Annotated in this window: 23 protein-coding genes; 13 read left to right on the top strand and 10 right to left on the bottom strand. The window is 47.4% G+C overall.

Annotation, left to right across the window (positions count from 1 at the left end; genetic code table 11):
* Positions 1–13: 13 nt before the first annotated feature.
* From BEQ56_10190 to BEQ56_10165, 6 genes are all read right to left on the bottom strand, one after another.
* Positions 14–2167 carry a hypothetical protein gene (locus BEQ56_10190; GenBank protein ID AOH43813.1) on the bottom strand — a complete coding sequence of 718 codons (2154 nt, stop codon included), beginning with the start codon at positions 2165–2167 and terminating at the stop codon, positions 14–16.
* Positions 2164–2613: a hypothetical protein gene (locus BEQ56_10185; GenBank protein ID AOH43812.1), complete on the bottom strand. Its 450-nt coding sequence runs from the start codon at positions 2611–2613 to the stop codon at positions 2164–2166. The genes BEQ56_10190 and BEQ56_10185 overlap by 4 nt, the downstream gene beginning before the upstream one ends.
* 21 nt (positions 2614–2634) lie before the next feature.
* The gene (locus BEQ56_10180; GenBank protein ID AOH43811.1) at positions 2635–3183 is read right to left on the bottom strand and encodes a hypothetical protein; all 549 of its coding nucleotides are present in this window, start codon (positions 3181–3183) and stop codon (positions 2635–2637) included.
* Positions 3184–3192: 9 nt separating this feature from the next.
* Entirely contained in the window at positions 3193–4098 is a 906-nt protein-coding gene (locus BEQ56_10175; protein AOH43810.1) for a hypothetical protein, read from the bottom strand.
* Positions 4099–4197: 99 nt separating this feature from the next.
* Positions 4198–4953 (bottom strand): cell filamentation protein Fic, encoded by a 756-nt coding sequence (locus BEQ56_10170; GenBank protein AOH43809.1) that lies wholly within the window; start codon positions 4951–4953, stop codon positions 4198–4200.
* Between the two features lie 43 nt (positions 4954–4996).
* Complete coding sequence (locus tag BEQ56_10165) at positions 4997–5899, bottom strand: glutamate formimidoyltransferase (GenBank protein AOH43808.1); 903 nt, start codon at positions 5897–5899, stop codon at positions 4997–4999.
* 239 nt (positions 5900–6138) lie between these two features.
* Between BEQ56_10165 and BEQ56_10160 the strand changes: the two genes are divergently transcribed.
* From BEQ56_10160 to BEQ56_10125, 8 genes are all read left to right on the top strand, one after another.
* Positions 6139–7293 carry a hypothetical protein gene (locus tag BEQ56_10160; GenBank protein ID AOH43807.1) on the top strand — a complete coding sequence of 385 codons (1155 nt, stop codon included), beginning with the start codon at positions 6139–6141 and terminating at the stop codon, positions 7291–7293.
* Positions 7294–7446: 153 nt separating this feature from the next.
* A complete protein-coding gene (locus tag BEQ56_10155; GenBank protein AOH43806.1) occupies positions 7447–8598 on the top strand; it encodes a hypothetical protein in 1152 nt (383 codons plus the stop codon).
* Positions 8592–9362, top strand: coding sequence for a 2-deoxy-D-gluconate 3-dehydrogenase (locus BEQ56_10150; protein AOH43805.1), 771 nt, complete (start codon positions 8592–8594; stop codon positions 9360–9362). Before BEQ56_10155 ends, BEQ56_10150 begins: the two co-directional genes overlap by 7 nt.
* Positions 9363–9376: 14 nt before the next feature.
* A complete protein-coding gene (locus tag BEQ56_10145; GenBank protein ID AOH43804.1) occupies positions 9377–10252 on the top strand; it encodes an amidophosphoribosyltransferase in 876 nt (291 codons plus the stop codon).
* A gap of 3 nt (positions 10253–10255) precedes the next feature.
* On the top strand, positions 10256–11278 hold the full coding sequence (locus tag BEQ56_10140) for an amidophosphoribosyltransferase (GenBank protein ID AOH43803.1): 1023 nt from the start codon (positions 10256–10258) through the stop codon (positions 11276–11278).
* Entirely contained in the window at positions 11275–12015 is a 741-nt protein-coding gene (locus BEQ56_10135; protein ID AOH43802.1) for an ABC transporter ATP-binding protein, read from the top strand. The genes BEQ56_10140 and BEQ56_10135 overlap by 4 nt, the downstream gene beginning before the upstream one ends.
* A gap of 2 nt (positions 12016–12017) precedes the next feature.
* Complete coding sequence (gene livF / locus BEQ56_10130; protein AOH43801.1) at positions 12018–12740, top strand: branched-chain amino acid ABC transporter ATP-binding protein; 723 nt, start codon at positions 12018–12020, stop codon at positions 12738–12740.
* Positions 12741–12784: 44 nt separating this feature from the next.
* Positions 12785–14065, top strand: a complete 1281-nt coding sequence (locus tag BEQ56_10125) for a hypothetical protein (GenBank protein ID AOH43800.1) — start codon at positions 12785–12787, stop codon at positions 14063–14065.
* Positions 14066–14183: 118 nt separating this feature from the next.
* Here BEQ56_10125 and BEQ56_10120 read toward each other — a convergent pair whose 3' ends face one another.
* From BEQ56_10120 to BEQ56_10105, 4 genes are read right to left on the bottom strand one after another with little or no spacing between them, the layout of a single operon-like run.
* A complete protein-coding gene (locus tag BEQ56_10120; protein AOH43799.1) occupies positions 14184–15374 on the bottom strand; it encodes an acetyl-CoA acetyltransferase in 1191 nt (396 codons plus the stop codon).
* A gap of 11 nt (positions 15375–15385) precedes the next feature.
* Positions 15386–16129, bottom strand: coding sequence for a 3-oxoacyl-[acyl-carrier-protein] reductase (locus BEQ56_10115; GenBank protein AOH43798.1), 744 nt, complete (start codon positions 16127–16129; stop codon positions 15386–15388).
* 11 nt (positions 16130–16140) lie between these two features.
* Entirely contained in the window at positions 16141–17727 is a 1587-nt protein-coding gene (locus BEQ56_10110) for an acyl CoA:acetate/3-ketoacid CoA transferase (GenBank protein ID AOH43797.1), read from the bottom strand.
* On the bottom strand, positions 17724–19325 hold the full coding sequence (locus BEQ56_10105) for a hypothetical protein (GenBank protein ID AOH44503.1): 1602 nt from the start codon (positions 19323–19325) through the stop codon (positions 17724–17726). The genes BEQ56_10110 and BEQ56_10105 overlap by 4 nt, the downstream gene beginning before the upstream one ends.
* A gap of 337 nt (positions 19326–19662) precedes the next feature.
* Between BEQ56_10105 and BEQ56_10100 the strand changes: the two genes are divergently transcribed.
* The 5 genes from BEQ56_10100 to BEQ56_10080 all read left to right on the top strand — a co-directional run bounded on the left by BEQ56_10100 (position 19663) and on the right by BEQ56_10080 (position 25387).
* Positions 19663–20697 carry a rod shape-determining protein gene (locus tag BEQ56_10100; GenBank protein ID AOH43796.1) on the top strand — a complete coding sequence of 345 codons (1035 nt, stop codon included), beginning with the start codon at positions 19663–19665 and terminating at the stop codon, positions 20695–20697.
* A 66-nt stretch (positions 20698–20763) separates the two neighbouring features.
* Positions 20764–21603, top strand: coding sequence for a rod shape-determining protein MreC (locus BEQ56_10095; protein ID AOH43795.1), 840 nt, complete (start codon positions 20764–20766; stop codon positions 21601–21603).
* A 9-nt stretch (positions 21604–21612) separates the two neighbouring features.
* Complete coding sequence (locus BEQ56_10090; protein AOH43794.1) at positions 21613–22116, top strand: hypothetical protein; 504 nt, start codon at positions 21613–21615, stop codon at positions 22114–22116.
* A complete protein-coding gene (locus tag BEQ56_10085) occupies positions 22113–24251 on the top strand; it encodes a penicillin-binding protein 2 (protein AOH43793.1) in 2139 nt (712 codons plus the stop codon). Before BEQ56_10090 ends, BEQ56_10085 begins: the two co-directional genes overlap by 4 nt.
* A gap of 8 nt (positions 24252–24259) precedes the next feature.
* Positions 24260–25387 carry a hypothetical protein gene (locus BEQ56_10080; GenBank protein AOH43792.1) on the top strand — a complete coding sequence of 376 codons (1128 nt, stop codon included), beginning with the start codon at positions 24260–24262 and terminating at the stop codon, positions 25385–25387.
* The last annotated feature ends 59 nt before the right edge of the window (positions 25388–25446 follow it).

Genomic DNA, 25446 nt, shown 5'->3' with positions numbered 1-25446 from the left:
TTTTTGATGTGGCTTACTTTGGGGCGTCCGCTTCCGCGGGTTCGGCGGTTTTAGCGCGGTTATGACTGGCTCGCTGGCGCTTGATTTCCGGATACTTGACGCGCGGATGATAGATGTTGATTAGCACGGCTGCGAAGGCCTCCCGGATTTTGGTGATATCGCTGAGCGTCAGCGGCGCGTGGTCAAGCTGGCCGTTGGTCGTGTAATAATCGAAGACGCTCTTGATCATCGCGTTAATTTCATCGATATTTTTCGGTTTTTCGGCGCGTGCCCGGGCTTCGGTCGTATCGGCGAGCATCAGGATCGCGGTTTCTTTCGAACGGGGCGATGGGCCGGGGTAAGTGAAATCGCGGATGTCGACTTCGACGCCTTCGGGCGCCTGGTTCAGCGCCTGATTATATTGGTAGCGGGTGACGTTGGTTCCGTGATGTTCCAGGACAAAGCTTTCCAGAATTGCGGGGAGGCGGTACTGCCGGATCAGTTTTACGCCGTCCGGAACATGGCGGATGATGAGTTGAGCGCTTTCGACGGGCGATAAATCCTCATGCGTATTGATCGTATCGCCGACCTGATTTTCGATAAAAAACTCGGGATTCAGCGCTTTTCCCGCGTCGTGATACATTGTTCCGGCGCGGATCAGGAGCGAATCGGCGCCGACCGCTTTTGATGCCTGTTCGGCGAGGTTCGCGACCTGGAGCGAATGCTGGTAGGTTCCCGGCGCGTTGGTCAAAATGAATTGCAGCAGCGGGGAATCGGGACGGATAATCTCAAGCAGCTGCATCGGCGTCGCGACGCCGATAATTCCAGCGAGCGAGTATTGGAGGATGAGCGCGATTCCGGTGGACAAAATCCCGCTCAGGAGGGAGGAGGCCGACAACGTTATCAGCCCGGTCGCGTCGGCGTAGTTTCCTTTGGTCAGCTGGAAGAAAAGGATAATCGGAATCCCAACCAGTCCGGAAACCGCCCCGCCGATAACGAGATCGGCAATCTTGCGGCCCTTTCCTAAAACAATAATCCCAGTCAGCGATGAAATAATATAATACATCGCATAGCCAAACGCGTTTGTAAAATCGAACGGAACGAGCATGCCAAGGACCAGCGAGATGATAATTCCATACATGCTTCCGGAGAGACAGGCGATCGTCATTCCCGCCGCGGTCATCGGGAAAAGGAACGGTACGATCGTCCGATTCGGGATCAGGAGCCGGGCCGAAATCAGGAAGACAATATAAATGGAAGCGATAAGGATCGACTCCTGCAACCCGATCCGGTTCCATCGGCTTTCGCTGACGAAATAGGTCAGCGCAAATAACGATAGCCCCAGGACCATAAGTCCCGCGGATATCAGTCGTTCGGATGTATTCTTCGTATGGACGAGGCCGAGTTTTTCGAGCGCTTCGTAGATCAGGTCGGTAATAATCTGCCCTCTGGACACGATTGTCTGATTAGTGACGTACGTTCGTTCGCGGGGCTGGACGGCGGCGCGGGCTTCGGCCTTGCTTTTTTCGGTCAGTTCTTCGGAGTAGAGCGAATTGGGCGTAATAAAGCGGCGCGTCAGGTTGTCGATCAGGAGCGACAGGTCCGAGCGTATATAATAGTTGATCATGGTCGGAATATTCATGATTTCGGACTGGAGCTGATCTTCGCGGATCGAATTTTGCATGATCTGCTCCAGGATGCGCTGGCTTTCGGTCTGGACCGAGTTCCAATCGTCCTCGCTCAGCTCAAGCAGCTCTTTGATAACGGTTTCTTCGAGCTGCGCGTAGGCTAATTTGCGGATGTCGTCGATTTTCTGGCTTTCGTTCGCGTATTTATCAGCGCGGACGGCAGATATAAATTGAAACGAGTAGCGCATGAATTGGACCTGGTTCCGGGAGATCGTCGGATCGGCCGGAAGATAGACCTTCCCGACCATTCGCTCAGCGTCGGCCTGCGCCTGTTCCGTGAGGATTTTACTTTCGTACGTTATTTTCCGCGGCGCGAGGATGTCCTGCGTTGCGAGGTCGCCTTCGCGGAGCGTGTAGCTGGTCTGTCGAATTGAGACCTGAAAAACCAATATCGAAAAAGAGATCAGCGCAGCAGCGACAAAAATTATTCCTTTCCTGCGGCGTGCGGGAATGGTATCGGTTTCGGCAGGGTGGAGCGCGCTCTGATCCGTCTCAATCATTTTGCGTCTAAGTATTTCCTGACCTGCTGACTGACGACGTTATTGGCGGCGACGCCCCTGACTTTCGGGAGTACGGCTTTCATCAGTCCGCCCATATCTTTCGGCCCGGAAACGCCGATTTCGGCGGCTGTCGCTTCGATGATAACCTGGAGCTCGGCTTCGCTGAGCTGCCTGGGGAGGAAGGCTTCGAGCCAGGCGATTTCGTTCTGGATCGCGGGAATCGAATCGAATCGCGCCGATTTTTCCGCGTCTGCGATCTGTTCGCGGCGGATTTTAATTTCGCGCTGAACCAATTCTAAAGCCTCCTCGTCGCTTACTTCCTTTTGTCCCTCTTTTTCCGCGAATTTAATCGCCGCCAGCGCCATCCGATAGGTCAGTTTTTTCTCTTCGTCATGATCCTTCATGGCGTTTTTTAAGGCTTCGTTGAGTTGGTCTTTTACCGTCATCTTTCCCGATCCTTTTCTATCCTATTCGACCGTTGCCAGGTCATAAAAACGCTCGATCGTTTTTTCGCCGAGCCCTTCGACGTTCAGCAGGTCGCTGATTTCGCTGAACCCGCCGTTCGCTTCCCGATAAGCGATAATATCGGCGGCTTTCTTCGCGCCGATTCCGGGCAGCGTCTGGAGCTCTTCGCTACCGGCGGTGTTAATGTTGATTTTACTCGAAGCCGGCGAATTAAGAAAAGGGGTCAGCGTTATAGTCTCGGAAACCCGGGTCGGGATCCAGATCAGATCGCCGTCGCGGACGCGCGTCGCCAGCCGGCTTCGTTCCCGGTCCGCTTCCCCGGTCAGTCCGCCGGCAGCATCGGCAAGATCGTTCACCGTAAGGGGCGCGTTGAATTCATAAACGCCGGGACGGTTCACCGCGCCGTAGATTTCGACGGTCAGCGGCCGCGTCGTTGGACGTGGGGCCAGCGTCAGCGTTTCTTCTTTTTCTCCCGTGACGAGGATCAGGATCAGGCCGGAGATGGCGAATCCGACGACGACCCCGATAACGATTCCGCGGAAGAATTTCATTGCGTCCCGTCAGGCTGCCGGCGTTTTCGCCTTGGCTGAATTGAGCTCCGCGGTTTCGGTTACGCCGACAGGCTGTTCCCCGTTTTCGAACGCGAGCATGGTCAGGAACGACTGAATCGCTACTTCGAGCATGCTGTCGTCCGGGTCGGCGGTGGTGAGATATTGAACTGCGAGATTCGGACGATAGAGAGCTCTGACGATCGGGCTGTTCATGTGCTTCGCGTTCCAGCGGATATATTCGTAAGAAACGCCGGCGATCACGGGGACGAGAAGGACTCTGCTCAGTAAACGGGTGGCGATCGACTGCGTGAACGGACCGATGATCAGGAAGATGACGATTGAGATAACGACGACGGTAACCATGAACGCCGTTCCGCAGCGCGGGTGCAGGCGCGACTGTTTCCGGACGTTTTCGAGCGTGACCTCTTCGCCGGCGTCGAAGCAGTTAATCGTTTTATGCTCCGCGCCATGGTACCGGAAAACGCGCTTGATCTCTTCGATTTTCGAAACGGAGCCCATGTAGCCGAGGACGATCGCCAATCGCAGGATGCCTTCAACGACGTTTCCAAGCCAGTTGGGGACGCTCAGGAATCGTTCCAGCAGCAGCGCAACCCCGGCGGGCGCAAGGAAGAAGAGCGCGATCGATACGACTAAGGCGAAGAGTATCGAGAGAACGACTTCCGGTCCTTCGATTTTTTCGTTTTCATCGGTTTGCAGGTTCGCGGAGACGATCAGGAATTTCATCCCCAGTCCGAGCGAATCCCAGAGGATAACGAGTCCGCGCAGGAAAGGAATATCGCGAAGGCGGGTTTTATAAATCCCTTTTAATTCTTCGTGAACGACTTCGATCGTTCCTTTCGGCGTCCGCATGGCGGCGACGGCGTGGCGCATGCCGCGCATGAGAACGCCTTCCATGAGCGCCTGACCTCCGTAAGAGGGTAATCTTTGTTCAGTTAGAGTTTCTTTTTCCATGCGATTGATTATAGTATATTTTCACGCGGAAAAAAGCGTGAATCAGTCGTCATAAACGATCTCGAAGTAGTCGAGCTTTTTTTTGAAAGTGTCCTGCGCCGTGAGGCAGGTATCGCGAAGGTATCCTCGTTCGGACTTCCATTCGCGCAGCCCCCGATAATAAAAGAATTTCAGTTCGTCGCTGATAATAAATGGAACGATTTTCCACCGTAAGCACTCCTTAAACAAGATCAGCCGCCCGATACGTCCGTTCCCGTCCTGGAAAGGATGGATCGATTCAAATTCATAGTGAAAACCAAGCAGGTCGTCGAGCGTTTTCGTTTTGCTCCCTTCGTAATCGGCGATCAGCCGTTTCATTGCGTTGGGAACGTCTTCCGGGGCGGTCGTCGCTTTTCCGGCGATTTCGTTTGGGAGACGCTTATAATCGCCCACAGCGAACCATCCGAGACGGCTGTCGCTCGTTCCATTCTTTAAGATTCCGTGCAGCTTTTTGATCAGCGCGGCCGTTAACGGATATCTTGCAAGGTCGATGATCCGATCGACACAGCGGAAATGATTCGCGGTTTCGACAATATCATCGACGTTAACCGGACTTTGATCTGATTCGATTGCGTGGATATCGAAAATGGATCGGGTTTGTTCTTCTGTCAGACGGCTGCCCTCGATATGGTTTGAATTATAGGTCAGTTCGATCTGGACCTTATGATAAATACCGCCGTTCAGTCGGGCGGTTTTTTCGGTTTTCAAAACGGAAAGGAGCGCGCGGGACGCGTCCCGGTTTTTTTTTGAAGCTGGCATGATCTTATTCCTTAAAAATAATGTCAAAAGGGCCGCGCTGAAGTTATCCGACGCTGCGGTCGAGCAACCGACTCTCGTCCCAGTCGAACAGGCCGATTTCTTCCGGTGTCACGCCTTCGAGCGCGGCGGCGGGAAGGCAGCCGATCAGCTCGGCGCGCTCGACCGATTCGCCAAGTTTCTCAGCTTCGGTCCTGACGGCGGCGAAGAGCGTATTCAGCGGCGTTTTCCGGTAATCGAGGAGGTTGGTTGAGACCTGCGCCCGACCGCCGACGGGAAGCCCGAGCGCTTGAACGCCCGGAAGTCCGCCGCTCGATTCGCGGATTTTTTTTGCGATTTCTTTCGCATGGTCGACCCGGTTCGAAACGAGAAAAACGTTGTACGCGATCAGGATCGGGCGCGCGCCGACGGCGGTCGCCCCGGCGGAGGCCAGCCGTTTCGGGCCGAAATCCGGTTCGAAATATGGATCGTTCCCGATCGCCGTTTTCAGTCGCTCATAATTTCCCCGGCGCAGCTCAGACAGTTTCGTTCGATCCGGGCGGATCGACGCCAGCGCGTAAAGATACGTCGGGATCGGATAGCGTTCGGAAATTTGGCGCGCTGCCTCGCGCGCTAAGCGGACGCAGTCGTCCATCGACGCGTTCCGCAGCGGAACGAACGGGACGACGTCGGTTGCGCCGATTCGCGGATGAACGCCGCGCTGGGTTTCGAGATCGATCCGTTCGGCGGCGACGCCGACGAGGTTCAGCGCGCATTCGCGCAGCGGTTCGCCTTCCCCGATCAGCGTGAACACGGAGCGGTTGTGGTCGGCGTCCTGATGAACGTTGACGAGACGGACGGACGGGGTCAGGCGGACGGCGTTCCGGAGCGCTTCGATCGTTTCGGGATTACGCCCATCGGAGAAATTGGGAACGGCTTCGATCAGGGTTGGCTGGCAGTTTTTCTTCATACCTGTAATTTTAATACAATTGGCTTCGGAATTGCGTGGGGATGGAAGATGGGTCAAATAATACGCTCTATCGTTTTCTCTTATAGAGTCGAATATAATCCATTAAAAAAATGAGTCTCCAAAAATTGATGTCAGATAATTATTGATAAATACTTTCTGGTTACAAGGGGAGATATTGTACGAATTGGTGTGCTTATCATGAATTATTCAGTTCGTCTTTGGATAGGAAAGAGGATCTTATGATAATTTCGAAAACAAAAATGCAGCGGATAGCGGACGAGATTGGCGATGTAATCAACAAACATATAAATATTATGGATGAATTGGGTGTAATTATTGCGAGCACAGATATCAGTCGGATTGGAACGCTCCATGGCGGGGCGAGAAGAATCATTGAAGAGAAACTTACACAATTGACGGTCGATTCTTCGGATAATTTTATCGGTGCAAAAAACGGAATTAATTTGCCTCTATTTATTAATGAACAATGCGTAGGCGTTGTCGGGATTACCGGTTCTGTCGAAGAAGTGGGCGCATTAGGGTCGGTAATCAAAAAAATGACAGAAATCCTCATATCGGAGGCGATTCGCGAAAATCAAAAGCAAGTTATGATTGACGCCAGGAATAATTTTGCTTTAGAATGGTTATATAATCAGGATAGCGGCACTCTATCAAAAAACGCGAATATTTTGGGTATTCAATTAGACTTGCCTCGAATTATTTCTGTAACCCAAGTCGATTTTGATGAGGTGGAAAATCCGGATGAAACCGAAATCCGGAAAAAATTCCGGCAGATTTCCGACATTTTCAGGAATTCCATTGAGAGGAATTCACAACAACTTCTTTTCGTTATGGGAATGAAGTTAGTCTGCTTCTTTGTTTCTAAGGATCAGAATAGTGTCTTTTCTTTTCTTGAAAGACTTTCAACTGAGGTTGAAGAAGCATTCAACTGCCGTTTGGTTACCGGTATTGGCACTTTGGCAAATGAGGTCATTGATGATGTAAGGCGTTCATTCAGAGAAGCTGAAATGGCATGTCAAATATCTCGCACATTAGCTAATCATGAAAAAATATTGATGTATAACAGCAAGAATATCTACATGATTTTAAATGATATACAGGCTGATACTCGTAAGAAATTTATCAGGAGTATATTTTCAGGGTGCTCAGACGAAGATATTTCACGAATGATGGAATGTTTGCATTATTATGTTACATACGATGGGTCTTTATCAAAAGCTTCTGCGAAACTCTATATTCACAAAAATACGTTACAGTACAGGTTAGAAAAAATCAGGCTTGTTACAGGATATAACCCGCGTAAAATCAGTGAGATTGGGCCATTGCTATTAGCACTGTATTTCTCTGAAATTAATGGGTTTAACAATTCGTGAATTATTCCTCGAACCAAATTTGACGGTATCAAAATTATTTCTCATAACATTGCCAAAAAAGGGTAGCCAACTTATCATCGTTCTTACAGTGAACGAAAAATTCACGGCTCAATTAATAACAGACTTTTGATAAAAATACAAGGGTTCTATTGTATGAATATTCTTATTGCGCCTGATTCATTTAAAGGAAGTCTTTCCAGTCTTGAGGCTTCGGCAAGAATTGAATCTGGCATTCGTAGGGTTTTTCTTGAATCGAATATTGTCTGCGCTCCGATAGGAGATGGCGGGGAAGGAACGATGGACTCGTTGGTACAGTCTTTAGGGGGCAAATATCACGAGGTTCAAGTTCGTAACCCTAACGGTGATCTTATCTTTGCAAGGTTTGGCGAATTAAAAAATGGGAGCGCTATTATCGAAATGGCTGAATCTTCAGGGTTGACATTGATCGATATGGATAAACTGGATATTATGAACGCGACTTCCTTTGGCTTTGGCGAGCTAATAAAGAGCGCATTAGATTTAGGTTGCCGAGAGATTTTTCTATGTATAGGCGGATCTGCTACAAATGACGGTGGCGTAGGTATGCTTCAAGCTTTGGGTGTTTCGTTCAAAGATAATTCTGGCAATGAAATTTCCTTTGGGGGCGGATCATTAGGCTTGGTATCTATAATTGATACTGAAGGTCTTGATAGAAGATTACGCGAATCAAAATTAAAAGTTTTATGCGATGTTAATAATCCGTTGATCGGTAAAAATGGAGCTTCATTTATTTATGGACCGCAAAAAGGCGCAAATGAAGACCAGGTCTTGATCCTCGATGAAAATTTAAGTCACTACGCAGATATTGTTGAGAAATCAATTCATAAAAAAATCAGGCAAATCCCTGGCGTCGGGGCTGCTGGTGGGGTCGGATTTGCTTTATTAGGTTTTTTAGACGCGGAACTTCTAAGCGGCGTTGAATTCGTCATGGATATGTTGGAAATTGACAAATTAATCGAATGGGCGGATTTAGTTGTGACCGGCGAGGGGAAAATTGATGAACAATCAGTTTTTGGGAAAGTGATTGCGGGAATCAGGTCGAGATCAACAAAATATAACAAGCCCGTTATTGCGCTTGGCGGTTCAATTTCTGATGGGGTTGAGCCATTATATAAATCGGGAATTTCGACGCTTGAACCATCTGTCTGTAAACCTATGACAATTGAGGAGGCTTGTGTTCATGCCGGAAAATATTTGGAGAATGCATCAGAACGCGTAATGAGAGCGATTAACGTTGGAATTCAACTTAAGGAAAAAGAATGTTAGGTATTGGCGAACTTAATTTACTAAATAAGAAAGCTCTTGTTGTCGGCGGCACAAGGGGTATAGGCCTGAGTATTGCGAAAGCTTACCATCAATTGAACGCCGAAGTTGTCATTTGGGGCAGAAGTGAATCGGGTAAAGAAGTTGCTAAAAGTTTGTCTACAGAAGATGCAAAAGTAAATTTTGTTCCTGTTGATCTGATGAAAACTGATAATTTCGATAAGTGTATAGAAATTACCAGAGATTATTTGGGCGGAAAAATTGATATTTTAGTGAATTCCGCAGGGGCTCAATTTCGAAGTTCGGCATTGGATTATCCCGAAGAAAAATGGCGTGAAATATTGGAAATAAACTTAAATGCTGTCTTTTTTGTTTCACAGAAAGTGGCTAAATTAATGTGCCAACAAGGAAAAGGCACCATCATCAATATTGCGTCGATGTGCTCTTTTTTCGGTAGTGTTTTCATCCCTGCATATTCGGCCAGTAAAGGAGGTGTCGCACAATTAACAAAAGCATTGTCAAATGAATGGGCTCAGAAAGGAATTAGGGTTAACGCGATTGCTCCCGGATATATCGAAACCGAGTTAACAGAAGATATAAGGAGCAACAGCCCCTCTTTTTATCAAGAAATTACATCGAGGATTCCAATGGGACGTTGGGGAAAGGTTGAAGATATTCAGGGTTTAGCTGCATTTCTTGCTTCGGATCTTTCAGAATACATCTCCGGAGCGGTTATCCCGGTTGATGGCGGTTACCTTGGCAAGTAAAAGGAGGAAAAGATATGAATTTAAATACACTGTTCCAAGCTTTGCTCAATGGGATCATGATTGGAGGGATTTATTCTCTGATTGGGATGAGCTTAACGATTATTTTCGGCGTTATGAAAGTGATTAACTTTTGTCAGGGCGAATTACTGATGTTAGGAATGTACTGTTCCTATGTCTTATATGAGATGATCGGTCTGGGCCCGTTCGAATCAATTCCGATCGTTGTGATTGCAATGTTCATTTTCGGCGTTCTTCTGCAAGCGACATTAATTACGAGATCAATTCGGATCGACGATGATGATACAAATGTGTTATTTCTTACCGCGGGTTTTGGTATTTTATTTAGCAGCAGCATGCAACTAATCTTTGGTACGAATTACAAAACGGTGCCGAGCCATCTTGGTAATACAACAATTTCGATCGGCGGCGCACTGATCAGCGCAAATAAATTAATCAGCTTCGGAATATTGATAATTATCACTGTGTTATTATTCTTGTTCCTTAAAAAAACAACTATCGGAAAACAAATCCGCGCAACTTCACAAAATAGACTTGGCGCCGATGTCTGCGGGATAAATTCAAAAATTGTTTATGCGTGTACTTATGGGTTGGGCGCCGCGATTGCGGGCATAGCCGGGGCTTGTCTGATGTCTTATTACTATGTTTTTCCCACAGTGGGAGTTACGTATGGAACCAGATCTTTTATTGTGGTGACAATTGGAACGTTGGGGAATATTGTAGGTGGGTTCTTTGGAGGCCTGGTTCTTGGTTGTCTTGAGACGGTTGGCGCCGTTGTTGTCGGCTCTGCTTATAAAGAAACCTTAGTTTATTTGTGCTTTGTAGTGATCCTGATTATAAAACATCGAATCCAGGCAAAAAGAAGGGCTTAACAAATGGAAGCAAGGGAATTCTTTTCTAAAAATAAGTCAATCATAGTTATTGTTTGCTGTTTTCTTGTTTCGGCTACACTTCCTATTGTATTTCAGAAGCCATACATACTGGCCATTCTTATCATGACGGTCTATATCGCAGGTTGTTCTCTTGCGTGGAGTATTTTAGGTGGGATGATCGGACAAATTTCGCTTGGCCATGGTGCGTTTGCCGCTTTGGGAGCCTACATTGGCGCAGTATTATATAGTTTTTTGGATATTTCCCCATGGATTTCGATGATAATTGCTTTCTTTGTTGTAGGAATTGTAATGACCTTATTGCTGAGTCCGTGTTTCGGATTGAAAGGGGCATACTTTTCACTTGCAACAATTGCCTTTGGCGAGGCGTTTCGGAATATTTTTATAAATTGGGAATTTGTCGGTTCCGGACAAGGCATGATCCTTAAAATTGTGAGAGAAGAATCGTTTTGGATGCTGGCTTTCAGGAACAAAACCCACTACTTCTATGTTGGATTATTTCTACTCTTTATTCTTTATCTTATCGTAAGGTATATTAGTGAATCTAAACTTGGATACGCATTTAAAACAATTCGTGAAGATGAAGGAACGGCGAGCGCGATAGGTATTGAGCCACAAAAATATAAAATGATCGCAGCTTTTATAAGCTGTGGTCTGACCGGGATAATGGGTGTGTTCTATGCCTGCTATGTCCGGTATATTAGTCCAGAATTGATGATGCAGAATAAATCATTGGAATTCGTATTGCCTGCTGTTATCGGCGGAATCAGCACGGTGGAAGGACCGCTTTTAGGATCGTTGATTATTGTCCCTCTATCACAATATCTGAATTCAACGCTTGGAAGCCAGCTCCCTGGTTCAAACTTAGTCGTCTATTCTATTATTTTGATAGCGGTCGTTTTATTCCAACCATCTGGGTTATTTGGCTGGTGGAATTCAATGCAGCAAAAAAAGAAACTCACGCTTGAACGAGGTCCGCTTCTTGATGCGGAAGGAGTTGAACAATGAGCGATATCTCTGAAATGCTTAAAATTGAGCGCTTGACTAAGAATTTTCGCGGTTTACGGGCAGTTTCAGACGTTAGTTTTACGGTTGAAGAAGGTTCGATTACCGGCATTATCGGTTCAAATGGCGCAGGAAAAACGACGGTTTTTAATATGATTAGCGGTGTTTTCGTTCCTACTTCCGGCAAAATTTTTTACAAAGGGAAAGATATCACCGGAATGCCCTCTCATAGTTATTCAGATATGGGAATTGCGCGGACTTTTCAAATTATGAAACCGCTGCGGCATATGTCGGTATTGGATAACGTTATTTCTGGCGCCTTATTTGGTCGGAAAAAATTCAGGTCTGCGAGCGCTGCTAAAAGTTTTGCTGAGGAGATTCTTCAATTTACCGGTCTTTTTGAACGTCGTAGTTGGCTGCCTGGAGAAATGGGAACGCCTTATAGAAAAAGGCTTGAAGTCGCAAGAGCTTTAGCAACCGATCCTGATCTCCTGCTATTGGATGAGGTAATGGCCGGATTAAACACGACTGAAATTGGTGAAGCTATTGACCTTTTTCGCAAGATTAATGAAAACGGGACGACGATCTTATTGATCGAACATGTTATGCATGCGGTTACGAATCTTTGCGAGGAGGTGATCGTAATGCATCACGGAGAAAAGGTAGCTGAGGGTTCACCCGAACAGGTTATGAATAACCCATTAGTAATTGAAATTTATTTGGGGAAAGGAGACCATTAAATATGTCGGGCGATAGACTTTTTGAAGTAGAAAACCTTGAAGTTAAATATGGCGATATACAAGTGATTTGGAAAGAGTCGATATATATTAATGAAGGAGAAATTGTTGCGATTGTCGGGAGTAATGGCGCGGGTAAAAGTACGACAGTTAATGCTTGCAGCGGGATGATAAATCCTTGCGGTGGATCGATTCGTTATAAGGATATCGATTTGGCTGGGCGAACGGCGCGTGAATATATTGATCACGGTATCATCCTTATTCCTGAAGGACGGCAGCTATTCCCGGAAATGTCGGTTTATGAAAATCTTGAATTAGGATGCAGCAGCTCTGAATCGAGACGCAGGAAGAAGGAATCGCTGGAGAAGGTATTTTCCTGGTTCCCTAAGTTAAAAGAACGTGCGAATCAATTAGCCAGTTCTTTATCAGGAGGAGAACAACAGATGGTCGCTTTTTCCAGGGGTGTGATGGGGTTGCCGAAGCTGCTGCTTATTGACGAGCCATCATTGGGACTTGCTCCGAATATTGTGGATAATATTTTTGATATATCCCGGCAAATAGCGAGCGAATCAGGCATTGCGATCATACTTGTTGAGCAGGACGTAAGAAAAGCTCTGAAATTAGCCGACAGGGGGTATGTAATTGAGAACGGCCGAATTTCGATTGAAGGAAAAGCTGAAGAATTGCTGCTAAATCCTGATATCAAAAAAGCATATCTTGGTTTCTAACGAAAACAACATATGTTTTCGTAAATTTATAAAAGGAGAAAAAAATGAAAAATAGAAAAACGTTTTATGCTGTTGTTTTATGTCTGCTGGTTATAACGATGGCTTTTTCAGGATGCGATAAAAAGTCTTCCGGATCGCAGACAGATGAGGATAAAACCATTTTGATCGGTGGTCTTTATCCTTTAAGTGGTTCAATGGCGGATTCCGGAAAGACAATGCAGTTCGGAATTAATTTCGCGATTGATAGAATTAATGCAAGCGGAGGAATCAACGGATATCAGCTTAAAGTTGTTTGGGGCGATTCGCAAGGGGACAGTGCTGTCGGAATGGTTGAAGCTGAACGATTGATTAATGAGGAAAAAGTTGACATTATTATGGGCGCTTATCAATCCAGCGTAACTTTGACCGCATCGCAGATAGGCGAACAATACGGCGTTCCTTTTATTACTGCAAATGCGACATCTGATGCTTTGACTGCGAATGGGTATCAGTACTTTTTCCGGCTTGCACCGACAAATATGATGTTTATGCGGGACATGGTCGCATTCGGTCGATCTTATAGCGACGCGAACAGCCTCGATCTGAAGACAATGGCGATTTGTGCCGACAACTCAGAGGTCGGACAACAGACGATTGAATGGGCTAAGCATTTTGCGGACGAAAACGATTTTACTGTTGTAAGTATCGTGACTTATTCTTCTGGCGCTGCTGACTTGACATCTGAAGTTTTGCAATTAAAGGATGCCAATGCTGATGTCCTGATTGCGGATCAGTACGTGTCCGACGCGATTCTGCTGACAAACACCATGGCTGAACAAGGGTACAAACCTGCGATAATGATTTGTAAAGGTAATGGTTATACTGAGGCCTCTTATGCTAAAGCGATTGGGAATGGCGCCAACGGTATATCCGTTGCAACAGAATTTATCGAAGGAGCGAAGGGTGTTAAGATTTCTGATGCTTTCAAGGAATTTTCGAAAGAAGCTATGAATGGTCATTCTGCCGAAGCGTTCACAGTTGTTTACGTAATTGCTGAAGCAGCAAAGAATATTCTAGATGCCGGCGGTGAATTGACCCATGACAATATCAGAGATGAACTAATTAAGATTTCGATCAAGGATAAATTCTATGACGGCACTGAAATAATTATGCCTTACAACGTAATCGAGTTTTGTGACGGTACGACGATTGGCAGTTACGAATATCTGCATACGAATTTAGCTGGGAAATTAACCATTGGGCAGTTCCAAGGCGGTAATCTTGTCGCTGTATATCCTGAAGATGCTGCCCAAGCTGAAGTTATTTATCCCGCGGCATATGAATAAATCAATAATGATTTCGAAGGAAAATTCTTTCTCTTGCAGATGAAGTAATCAAAAGAGGGTGTTTATTAGAGTCGTAAAACTAATAAGCACCCTCTGGAATTTTGTGTTTTTTTGAATGCTAATCTTTTGCAAAGTACATACTGATTCCCTGCCCGCCGCCAATACACATGCTTACCATAGCGTCTTTTTTATCGGATCTTTGAAGCTCGTATAAAACTTTCGTTACAAGAATACAACCGGTCGCACCGATCGGGTGCCCGATTGAGATCCCGCCGCCATAGATATTGACTCTATCCATATCTAAACCTAAATCCCGCCTAACGGCGAACGCTTGACTTGCGAAAGCTTCATTAATTTCAAACATATCAATTTTTTTCAAATCAATACCAAGCTTTTGGGCAAGCTTCTCGCTGGAAAATTTCGGGGCATAACCCATTAGATCGGGACTATTCCCCGCGACAGAAAATCCGCGTATCGTCATTAGGGGCTTTATCTTGAGTTTTTGAGCCATTTCTCGTGACATAATCACGATAGCTGCCGCTCCATCATTCAGACTCGAAGAATTTCCGGCTGTGACCGTTCCTTTCCCATCATTTACAAAACATGGTTTTAATTTCGCGAGCTGTTCAATTGTCTGATTTTCTCGCGGACCTTCGTCTTTGTCGAAAATAGTGACTCGTCCTTTTCTGTCTACTAATTCAACCGGCAGTATCTCGTCTTTAAACTTTCCATCCTTGATTGCAGCGACAGCTTTGCGATGGCTTTCTAATGCAAAATTGTCTTGTTCCTCCCGAGATACGTTGTATTGTCTTGCAACATTTTCTGCGGAAATTCCATTATGGCTGTTTGAAAGGGGCCAAGTAAGAATATCAATGACGCCATCTTCGAAAACTTTATGCCCCATTCTGGCGCCCCAGCGGGCATCGCGAACATAATATGGAAGCTGAGAAAGGTTTTCGGTTCCGGCCGCAACGACGATATTTGCAAATCCTGTTTGAATTTCCATGACTGCGTTCGCAATTGCTTGAAGTCCGGATCCACATTGACGGTTCACGGAAAACGCGGTCGTTGTTTCTGGAAAATTGGCTTTTAAACTAATTGCTCTTGCAATAAAACCGCACTCAGCGATTTGTCCGACTTGACCGACGATGACTTCGTCGATAAGGTTTGTTGGTATGCCTGCGCGGCGAACAGCTTCCTTAACGACCATCGCACCTAATTCTATTGCACTGATATCTTTTAAGCTTCCACCAAAATTTCCTACGGGAGTTCTGGCGGCGCTGACGATTACACATTCCTTTAGATTCATATTTTTTTCCTTTATACAATCATTCCCCCGCCGACATTAATAACTTCGGCAGTGATATATGAAGCCTCGTCCGATGCAAGAAATGCAACCAGGTTAGCTACATCAGTTGGTTTCCCTGCATATCCCATTGGAATTCTCGACATCATGCTATCCCACGCTGCCCCATCATTAACATCTTTAAGGCGAAGCGTCATATCTGTTTCAATGAAACCGGGACAGATGACATTACATGTAATACCTTTTTTAGCATTTTCTCTTGCAGCTGTTTTTGTCAATCCGACAACCCCAGCTTTTGAAGCTGCATAATTGGCTTGTCCTATATTCCCCAACCAGCTGCCGGAAGAAATATTGATAACACGCCCATAATTTTTAGAACGCATATATTTCAACGCTTCTCTGGTGCAGAGAAAAGTACCGGTCAGGTTGACGTTGATAACATCATTCCAATTATTTTTCGTCATCTTATGGAGAATTCCATCTCGATTGATGCCGGCATTGTTCACCAAGATATCTAATGTTCCGCACTTCTCGATTGTGAATTCAATCATTTTTTCGACCTCGCCTTCATCTGTGATGTCCATTGTGTAAATAAAGGCAGTTCCATCCTTAGCTTTGATTTCTTCGAAGGTATCTGTTGCAGCCGTTATGTCTACCAAAATAACTTTCGAACCTTCTTCGGCTAACTTGATCGCGATGCCTTTTCCTAAGCCGCGACTTGCGCCTGTGACAATTGAAACTTTATCTTTTAATCTCATATCTTCTCCTTTTACGATTTGCTAAGTAAATATTCGCAGAGACCATAGGGCCTGTTTCCATAAAATATCGCTTTTGGCATTAATTTAATGTCGTTGGCAATTACGGGGCTAAATTCCATCAGGTCTAAAATCTGCGTTTTTAAATCTATCCCAGGTGCGATTTCGATAAGAACCAGGCCTTCAGGACGGAGTTCAAAAACTGCACGTTCAGTTACATAATGCATTTTTTGTCCTTTATTTCTCGAAATATCACCGTTATATGAAATCTGCTGAACGGATTTAACGAACTTGATAATTTTCCCTTCTTGTGTAATATTGAGCTGATCGTTTTCAAAGTTGCATTCCAACCCTTTCCCTGTAAACGTTGAACAGAATACTACATGCTTGGCGTTTGTTGTAATATCAATAAATCCGCCTGCTCCGGTTGGTTTGGATCCTAATTTTGTTGCATTAACGTTTCCAAACTGATCCATTTCGCCGGCGCCCATAAACGTAACGTCGACACCTGCACCGTTATAAAAATCAAACTGATCATCATGCCGAACTAAAGCGAAGTTGTTTTTTGCAATACCAAAATCAATCCCTCCCATGGGGGTTCCTCCGTAAATTCCGGATTCAACCGTTACAGTACAGAGATTTTCAATTCCTTCTTCCGCCATAATTGGCCCGATTACATCACTTGGAATACCGGTCCCGACATTTAAGATATCATCCGCTTTCAGTTCCATCAGAGCGCGTCTTCCGATAACTTTTCGGACTGACATGGGCAAAATATCGGTCTTTTCATCCGGAGTTTTTATATCACCGCAATAAGCGGGATTCATAACGAAACTATGTGTTTGACGGTGGTCCTCGTCAATATTCGGGCAAATTACGGCGGCATCGATAAAGACGCCTGGGATTGTGACACGCTTGCAATGTAAACTCCCGCTTTTTACCTTATATTTGGCCTGTGCGATGACTTTTCCACCAAATTTTTTGCATGCTAAAACAGCAGGAAAAACTTCAAGCATCATTGCTTCTTCGTCTGTGCTTAGATTTCCGTTTTCGTCAATATATGTGCCACGAATGATACAAATATCGATTGGAACCGGCAAATATCGCATAAATTCGTCATTGTCAATGTTGATCACTTCAACGATATCGGGCATCGATTGAGTTTTCTCATTCATTTTTCCGCCGCCGAGACGAGGATCAATGTATGTTCCGAGACCAACCTTTGTTATTTTGCCCGGTTCTCCGCCTGCCATTGAACGAAATAGCTGAGCTAATTGCCCTTGAGGTAAATTGTATGCAAGTATCTTATTGTCCGAAATGAGCTGCATCATTTTGGGTTGCAGACCCCAATGACCGCCAATAATCCGCGATAATAATCCTTCGTGTGCAAAGTGTTGAATTCCCCGATCCTTGTTACTTTGTCCGCAGGAATGCAATAATGTTAGATGATTTGGATGTCCCGTTGTTAGAAACCGCTCTTCGATCGCTTTAAGAACTGTCTCTGCTGCCGATACGAGTGTCATTCCAATAGTGCAGACGGTCGAGCCGTCTTGGATCAATTCTGCGGCGTCTTTTCCCGACATGAAAACCGGTTTTCTCATTCTTCTTTCTCCCTTGATAAGAATAAATTGACAATCTTTTTTTTGTCTTGTTTTAAATTTGCAGTTTGTGGAATTTCTCGTAAAAATAAAATACGTTCAGGAATTTGAAAATTCGCCAATCTGGTTTTTAAGTGATTGATAATTTCAGATTTCGTCCGCTTATTTTCATGGTTTTGGACGACAGCAGCGGCAGGGATTTCACCATATTTCTCGTCGGGAATTGCCACTACTGCTGCGTCAATAATTCCCGGAATATTACAAAGCTCATTTTCGATGTCATAACTCCAGATCTTTTCTCCGCCACGGTTTATCATATTTTTCTTGCGATCAACGATAAATAAATAGTTGAGAGAGTTTATATAACCGATATCTCCGGTTGGGAACCATCCATTAATAAGCGGGCTGTCGTCAATTCCATAGTAATGATTGAATACGTTTGTACCTTTGACTAAGATTTCGCCGTGTTGATTTTGCCCTAATGTATTTCCTGTATTATCGACGATCTTAACTGAAAATCCCGGAATTGGTTTCCCGGAAGATCCTATTGCGGAACTTGTTGCTGTGTTATGCGGCATGATTGTGCCGGGAGAGGATGTTTCTGTCAATCCATATACGGTACGGATATCAACTTCCGGCAGCCATCTATAAATATCCGAAATTCGATCTTTCGGAAGATTGCTGCTGCCGCAAATTATTTTTTTTAGCGAAGGTAAAACGGGAAAACTTCCCTGCTCATTTAAAAGCAAATAGAATACCGTAGGAGACCCGTGAAGAAAAGTAATTTTGTGACGACGAACCGTCTCAAGAACTCGAACTGCGTTGAATTTTGAATGAATATAAATTGTTCCGCCTAAAAACAACAACAGCCCAAAAATCGCAATTAATCCCGTAACATAGTACATAGGTGTACAAAGGACAGAACTGTCGTCTCCAGAAAAACCTAATATTCGCGCATAAGAAACAATGGCATGAATAACGTTATAGTTTTTTAAGATAACTCCTTTTGCTTGCGATGTGGTCCCCGATGTAAAAATAATGATCGCAGGGTCTTCAAGATTTGTTTCCAGGCAGGAAAGATTTTCCTTATAAGCTTCTTCCGTTAGATCAAGCGCGCCTTTTGAGATTTTGAATAATTTTAAATTCGGGACCTCGAAATCTGGTAATAAGCTGAACTTATCCCCATATATTATTAATTTCGGCGTGGTTTTTTCGACAAGCAATGCAATTTCATTTATTTTGTATTTTGTTGGGAGCATGACAGAAATTGCCCCCAGCGCATTTATAGCTAAGATCATGGCAAGGCTTGTATAACTTGTATCCAGCAGTAATCCAATCCGATCGCCTTTCCGAATCCCATATGTTTTCTTCAAAAAGTATGCGTAACGGGTAGCATCGGAGAATGTTTGCAGAAACGTATAGCTGGCGTCAGTTTCGTCGATAAGAAATATCTTGTCGGGGTTATTTTCAGCGCTTTCATGGGCGCAATCATATAAGGATTTTGGAGAACCAATAAAAAAGTCAACTTTTTGACCATCAAGAAAACTTTTTTCCAAATTTTCTACGACATGACTATCCCAAGAAGCAGAACCGTTTATAATCAAAATTCCTCCTTGTGAAAACACTGTCGTTATTTTCTAATACTATCACCATGCTTTTACAAAAGATATAGTCTCTATACTAATTTAAAAGCCTTCCAGATTGTGATATCAGCCTAAAAGATTCAGGAACCGGCTCTGGGTCTGGCTGCATTTACTTTGACAACACGTATTCCGATTCATCCTGCCGCGCCGCGCTGAACGACGAAAGATCGGAAAGGTTCTATAACTTTGGTATAATCTAAAGCGGAATTAAATCGTTTCGTTTTCGAAACGTTTTTTGTGATATCTTATCTTTCATTGGAGAGACCGATTGGCATTTAATCCGCTTAACTGGTTCATGGGGTTGTTCTCGTTAGATATTGGGATCGACCTTGGAACCGCCAACACGCTTGTTTACGTCCGCGGCAAGGGGATCGTTATTAACGAGCCGTCTTGGGTTGCGGTCGAAAAGCGCACCCGGCAGCCGGTCGCGATCGGCGCGCAGGCGAAAGAAATGGTGGGGCGGACGCCGGCGAACCTGAGCGTGATTCGACCGATGCGCGACGGGGTCATATCCGAGTTTGAAATTACGCAGGCGATGCTGAGTTATTTTATCGGCAGGGCGCATCAGCAAACGATCGCGCCGTTCCCGCGGCCCCGGATCGTGATCGGGATCCCCTGCGGTTCGACCGACGTCGAGCGGCGCGCGGTTTACGACGCCGGGATGGCGGCAGGCGCGCGCGAAATATACCTGATCGAGGAGCCGGTCGCGACGGCGATCGGGATTGGGCTCCCGATTAATGAAATTCGCGGGACGATGGTCGTCGATATTGGCGGCGGAACGACCGAGGTCGCGATTCTCTCGATGAACGAAATCGTGGTCTCCCGTTCGCTTCGCGTAGCCGGAGATGAACTGGATCAGGATATTTTAAATTACGTCCGCAACCGCTACAACCTGTATATCGGCGAGCGTATGGCGGAGCAGATCAAGATTTCGATCGCCTCGGCGCATCCGCTTCCGATGGAGAGGACGATGGTCACGCGCGGACGGAACCTGGTAACCGGACTTCCGGAGGCGATCGAAGTTTCTTCGGTCGAGATTCGCGACGCGATTTCCGGTTCGATTCAGGTGATCGTCGATACGGTCAAGGACGCGATCGACGAAGCGCCGCCGGAAATTGTCGCCGACCTGATTGAGACTGGAATCTGCTTATCCGGGGGCGGGTCGCAGATTTTAGGCTTGGCGGATCGGCTCAACGAAGAGCTGAATATCCGGGTCTGGGTGGCGGAGGATCCGTTGACCTGCGTCGCGCGCGGGGCGGGGTACGTTCTTGAAAACAGCGCGACGATCGATCAGTTCGCGGTCAGCCTCGATCGTTTCGCACGGCGCTGATTAAATCGGAGTTAAGTTTTTTGCGGCGGGAAGCTGCGCGTAAAATGACCTTATAATTTTAACAGCATGAATCGATTTAGAAAAAATTGGCGTCAGGTTGTCGGCGTATTGTTGACGCTCGGGTTTATTCTTTTGGCGTTCAGCGGTTATTTAACGACGCTGCTTCGCGGCGTCATGGATCCGTTCGTTCAGGTTCAGTCGATGGTTTCGGAACGATTTTCGAACGCAATGCAGTTTTTTACCATCCCGCGCGAGGTTACCGAGCTTCAGGCGGAAAATCAGTCGCTTAAAGCCGAAGTCGCGCTCCTCAGGACGGAGATTATTCAGCTGGAACAGGATCTTCGCGAGGCGGCGATCCTGTATTCGCTTCTGGGCTTTGCCCGCGGCAGGCCGCAGGAAACGTATATCGCGGCGAAAGTTATCGGTAAAGATCCGTCGCCGTTTTTACAGTATGTCCTGATCGACAAGGGCTCGGACGACGGGATTACCTTCGACATGCCGGTCGTGACGGAGAAGGGGCTCGTCGGCCGGGTCGACGCGGTTACGGCGTCGGCCGCCCGGGTCCAGCTGATTACCGATCCGGCGTCGCTGGTTAACGCGTATATTGTCGAAGCTGACAGCGACGGCGTCGTTCGCGGGTCGGTAACGTCCGACCTGACGATCGAACTCGTTTCGCAGGATATCACGCTCGAATTCGGTCAGACGATTCAAACGTCAGGTCTGGGCGGAAAATTCCCGTCGGAGATCATGATCGGGGAAATCCTGAACGTCAACCGGCTCGAAAACGAGCTTTTCCAGTCGGCGTCGATTCAGCCGGCGGAAGACTTTTCCTCGCTTCAGGCGGTCCTCGTCGTCGCGAACTTCCGTCCGTCGAATATCAGCCCGCTTGAAAAAAAAGCGGAGTAAGCCAGCCTGATGGTCGAAGTTGTTTCGATTCTTGTGATCCTGTTTCTCGCCGGAACGCTCGAAGTCGGCGTTTTCAGCCGGCTTCAGATTCTTTACGGAACGGCCGATCTGGTCATGGTCGCGCTGATCGTCTGGACGCTGAATTCGGAGACACGGTTCACGATTGTGATGGCGTTGCTGGCGGGGTTCATGATGTCCTTTTATTCCGCGCTGCCGATGTACGGGTATTTTATAATTTATCTGGCGGTCTGGCTGATGATCCAGATCCTGAAGCGCTGGGTCTGGCAGATGCCGTTGATTTTATTGGTTTTCGTAACGATCGCGGCGACGCTGATTTCGGTCGCGGTTTCGTTTGGCCTTCTTTTTCTCGAAGATGTCCGCTACGAGCTGTCGTTCGTTATTACGCAGATCTTCCTGCCGTCGATGACGTTAAACTTATTACTGGCCTTTCCGACGTATAGTTTCCTGAACGATTACGCGAATTGGATTTATCGAGTGGATGCAGCAAAATGATGCAGGATAACTTTAAAAATGAAAAACTGGATTTAAAAAATCGACGCCTTTTGATTGCGTACGTCGTCATGGCGGTCATTATTATTTTTTACGTGACGCGCTTATTTGAAATTCAGATCCTTGACGGAGAAGCTTATTTAGCGAGCGCGGACGAAAATCGGATTACCGTCGTCCGCGACCAGACGAAACGCGGCGTTATTTACGATCGGAACGGGGTCGTTCTGGCGAAGAATATCCCGACGTACGATATCGTTATCGTTCCAGCGGAGCTTCCCGAAGACGAAGGCGACCGGCAGCGGATTTTCCGGACGCTTTCCGGCCTTGTCGATATTCCCGTCAATAACGGCGAGTTAAACGACGATACGGTCCGGCTGTATGGCGAATGCACGTCCGATTTCGGACTGACGCAAATCGTCTACATCGCTTCGTCGCTGTCGCCGTATTCAGAAACGGGGATTCTCTGCGACGTGCCGGAGGAGCTGGCCCGGCGGATCAAGGAGCTTTCGGCGACGATGCCCGGGGTGGGGGTCCGCGTGAATTCGATTCGCGAATATCCGACGGGTTATAGTACGTCGGAGATCGTCGGCTTTCTGGGGCCGATCCCGGAATATGTTGCGGACGAGATGGAAGAACGCGGTTTCCTATTAAATAAAGATCGGTTCGGATACGGCGGCGTTGAGTCCTCGCTTCAGGACCTGCTTTCCGGGAAGAACGGCCGCAGGGTGGTCGAGGTCGACGTCGCGGGATTGGAGATGCGCGATTTAGAGCCGCCCAAGGCGGCGGTCCCGGGATATAACGTGAAGCTGACGATCGACGTCCGGCTTCAAAACGTCATGCGCGCGGCGCTTCTGGATACAATGGACTTCTATAATCGGGTTTCGCTGTCCGGTACGTTGACGCATGACGGGGCGGCGGTAGCGATGGATCCGTATACGGGCGAAATTCTGGGCCTGGTTTCCGAGCCGACGTTTGAGAACAACCGCATGACGCGCTATATTCCGGCTTACTACTATGAGCAGCTCAGCCTCAGCCAGTCGAAACCGCTCCTGAACCATATTACGCAGGTGGCGCAGCCGCCGGGGTCCGTGTTTAAGATTGTGACCGGGATCGGCGTCATGAACGAGCATGTTCTCGATCCGGAAGACCAGATTTTCGATCCGGGTTCGATTCGAATGCAGAATTCGTATTCGCCGAACGATCCTGGTTCAGTTCAGGAGTACGTCTGCCATCTTAAAACGGGACATGGATACGTCGATTACCGTTCGGCGCTGGCATGGAGCTGCAACATTTATTTTAACAAGGTGGGCGGCGGGTATGAGGACGAGGTCCCGGTCGGGTTGGGGATTGACCGGCTCGGGCAATACGCGCACGCGTTAGGGTACGGCGAGCGGACGGGGATCGAGCTGACCGGTGAAGAAACCGGGATGATCCCGACGCGGACCTGGAAACGAGTTAACATGGGCGAATCCTGGGCGACCGGCGACACGTACCTGGCGTCAATGGGGCAGGGGTATATTACCGCATCCCCGCTTCAGGTCATGATGTCGTTTGCGACGGTTGCGGCTTACGGGGTGATGCCGCGTCCGACGCTGATCCGCGAGGTCCTGGACGAGCGCGGGAATACCGTGCTGCCGTTTACGCCGCGGATGCTTTGGGATATTACGAAGGACCCGAAGATTATGGAGTATGACAAGGACGGGGTCGAACTGGGGACATATAAGGCGGTTGAGCCCTGGGTCGTCGAGGTCACGCGCGAAGGGCTCCGTCGCGTTCCGCAGCCGGGCGGAACAGGGGAAGCTCCGTTCGAGGGCGATATTTACGAATCGTCGGCGAAAACCGGAACGGCGGAATACTGCGACGATATTGCGCGTGAGAAAGGGCTTTGCGACTTCGGAAAATGGCCGGCGCATGGCTGGACCGCCGGTTACGCTCCTTACGAAAAGCCGGAAATCGTCGTCGTCGTCTTTATTTATAACGGAAAGGAAGGTTCGTCGACGGCGGGATATACCGTCCGGCGGATTATCGATAATTTCTTCCTGATGAAAGAGATGGACGCGGAGAAGAACGGCGAGATTGTCCGGTTCGCGGCGCCGCCCGACGCGCTGGAGGAAACGACGTATGACGAGTCGGAGTAAGGGAATCCATGAAACGGGAAATCTGGCGCAGTTTTGATTATTGGCTGTTCGCGGTTGTGCTGGTGCTTTGCGTTTTCGGAATCGTCATGATTACGTCGGCGCTGGCGGGAAATCTTGAAGTCAGCGTCAACAGTCAGGTTCAGTACGTGGTGATCGGCTTGTTCATGATTATCGGGCTGACGATCTTCGATTATCATTATCTGGACGCGATGTCCGGGCTTTTATATTTCGGGATCATCGTGCTGCTCTTTGCGCTCAATATCTTCGGCCAGGCGCAGTTCGGCGCGGCGCGCTGGCTTCGGATCGGTCCGTTCCAGCTTCAGCCGTCGGAATTCGCGAAGGCGGTCCTGATTATCCGGCTGGCGAAGTATTTTTCCGATCGCTGGTACGATCCGCATGATATGCGCTGGATCCTGACCAGCTTCGGGCTTACGTTTGGAATCGTTTTATTTATTCTGCTTCAGCCGAACATGAGTACGTCGATCGTTATGATGGTGATCTGGTTTTCAATGCTTTGGGTGAGTAAGGTGCCGACGAAATATCTGGTTATTCTGGGGCTTTTTGGCTTTTTCTTTATTACCGGGATGCTGATCTGGATCCTGCTTTCGCCGGATACGGTTCCCTTCGTTCAGGAATACCAGCTGAACCGGGTTCGGACGTTTATCGCTCCGGATCCGAACGCGCGATATGGCGATAACTATAACGTTGACCAGGCGGTTATTTCGCTTGGTTCGGGTCAGCTGACCGGACAGGGGTACGGCAATGGAACGCAGGTTCAGCTCCGGTTCCTGAAAGTCCGGCATACCGACTTTATTTTTTCGGCGCTGGGGCAGGAGTTTGGCTTTGTTGGAACGATGTCGATTATTATCCTGATTATGTTCATGATCTGGCGCTGTTTCCGAAACGCGATGCAGGCGCCCGACCTGTTCGGCGCGTTGATCTGCTATGGGGTTGGGGCGCTTCTTTTTTTCCAGACATCGGTTAATATCGGCGTTAATCTGCAGGTCCTGCCGGTGACTGGGCTGACGCTTCCGTTCGTAAGTTACGGTGGATCGTCGACATTGGCGCTGGCGGTCATGATCGGGCTGGTCGAGAGCGTCGCCGCGCGGCAGGTCAAACAGGAAGAGCTCCGATAGCGCCGGAGAATCTCAGCTTTGCTGCGAACTGCGCTTTTCCGAAGAGAAAAGCGTTAGAA

The organism is Anaerolineaceae bacterium oral taxon 439 (assembly GCA_001717545.1).
Taxonomy (GTDB): domain Bacteria; phylum Chloroflexota; class Anaerolineae; order Anaerolineales; family Anaerolineaceae; genus Flexilinea.
The sequence above is the reverse complement of the archived record's forward strand: the minus strand, read 5'-3'. Positions and strand labels throughout refer to the sequence as shown.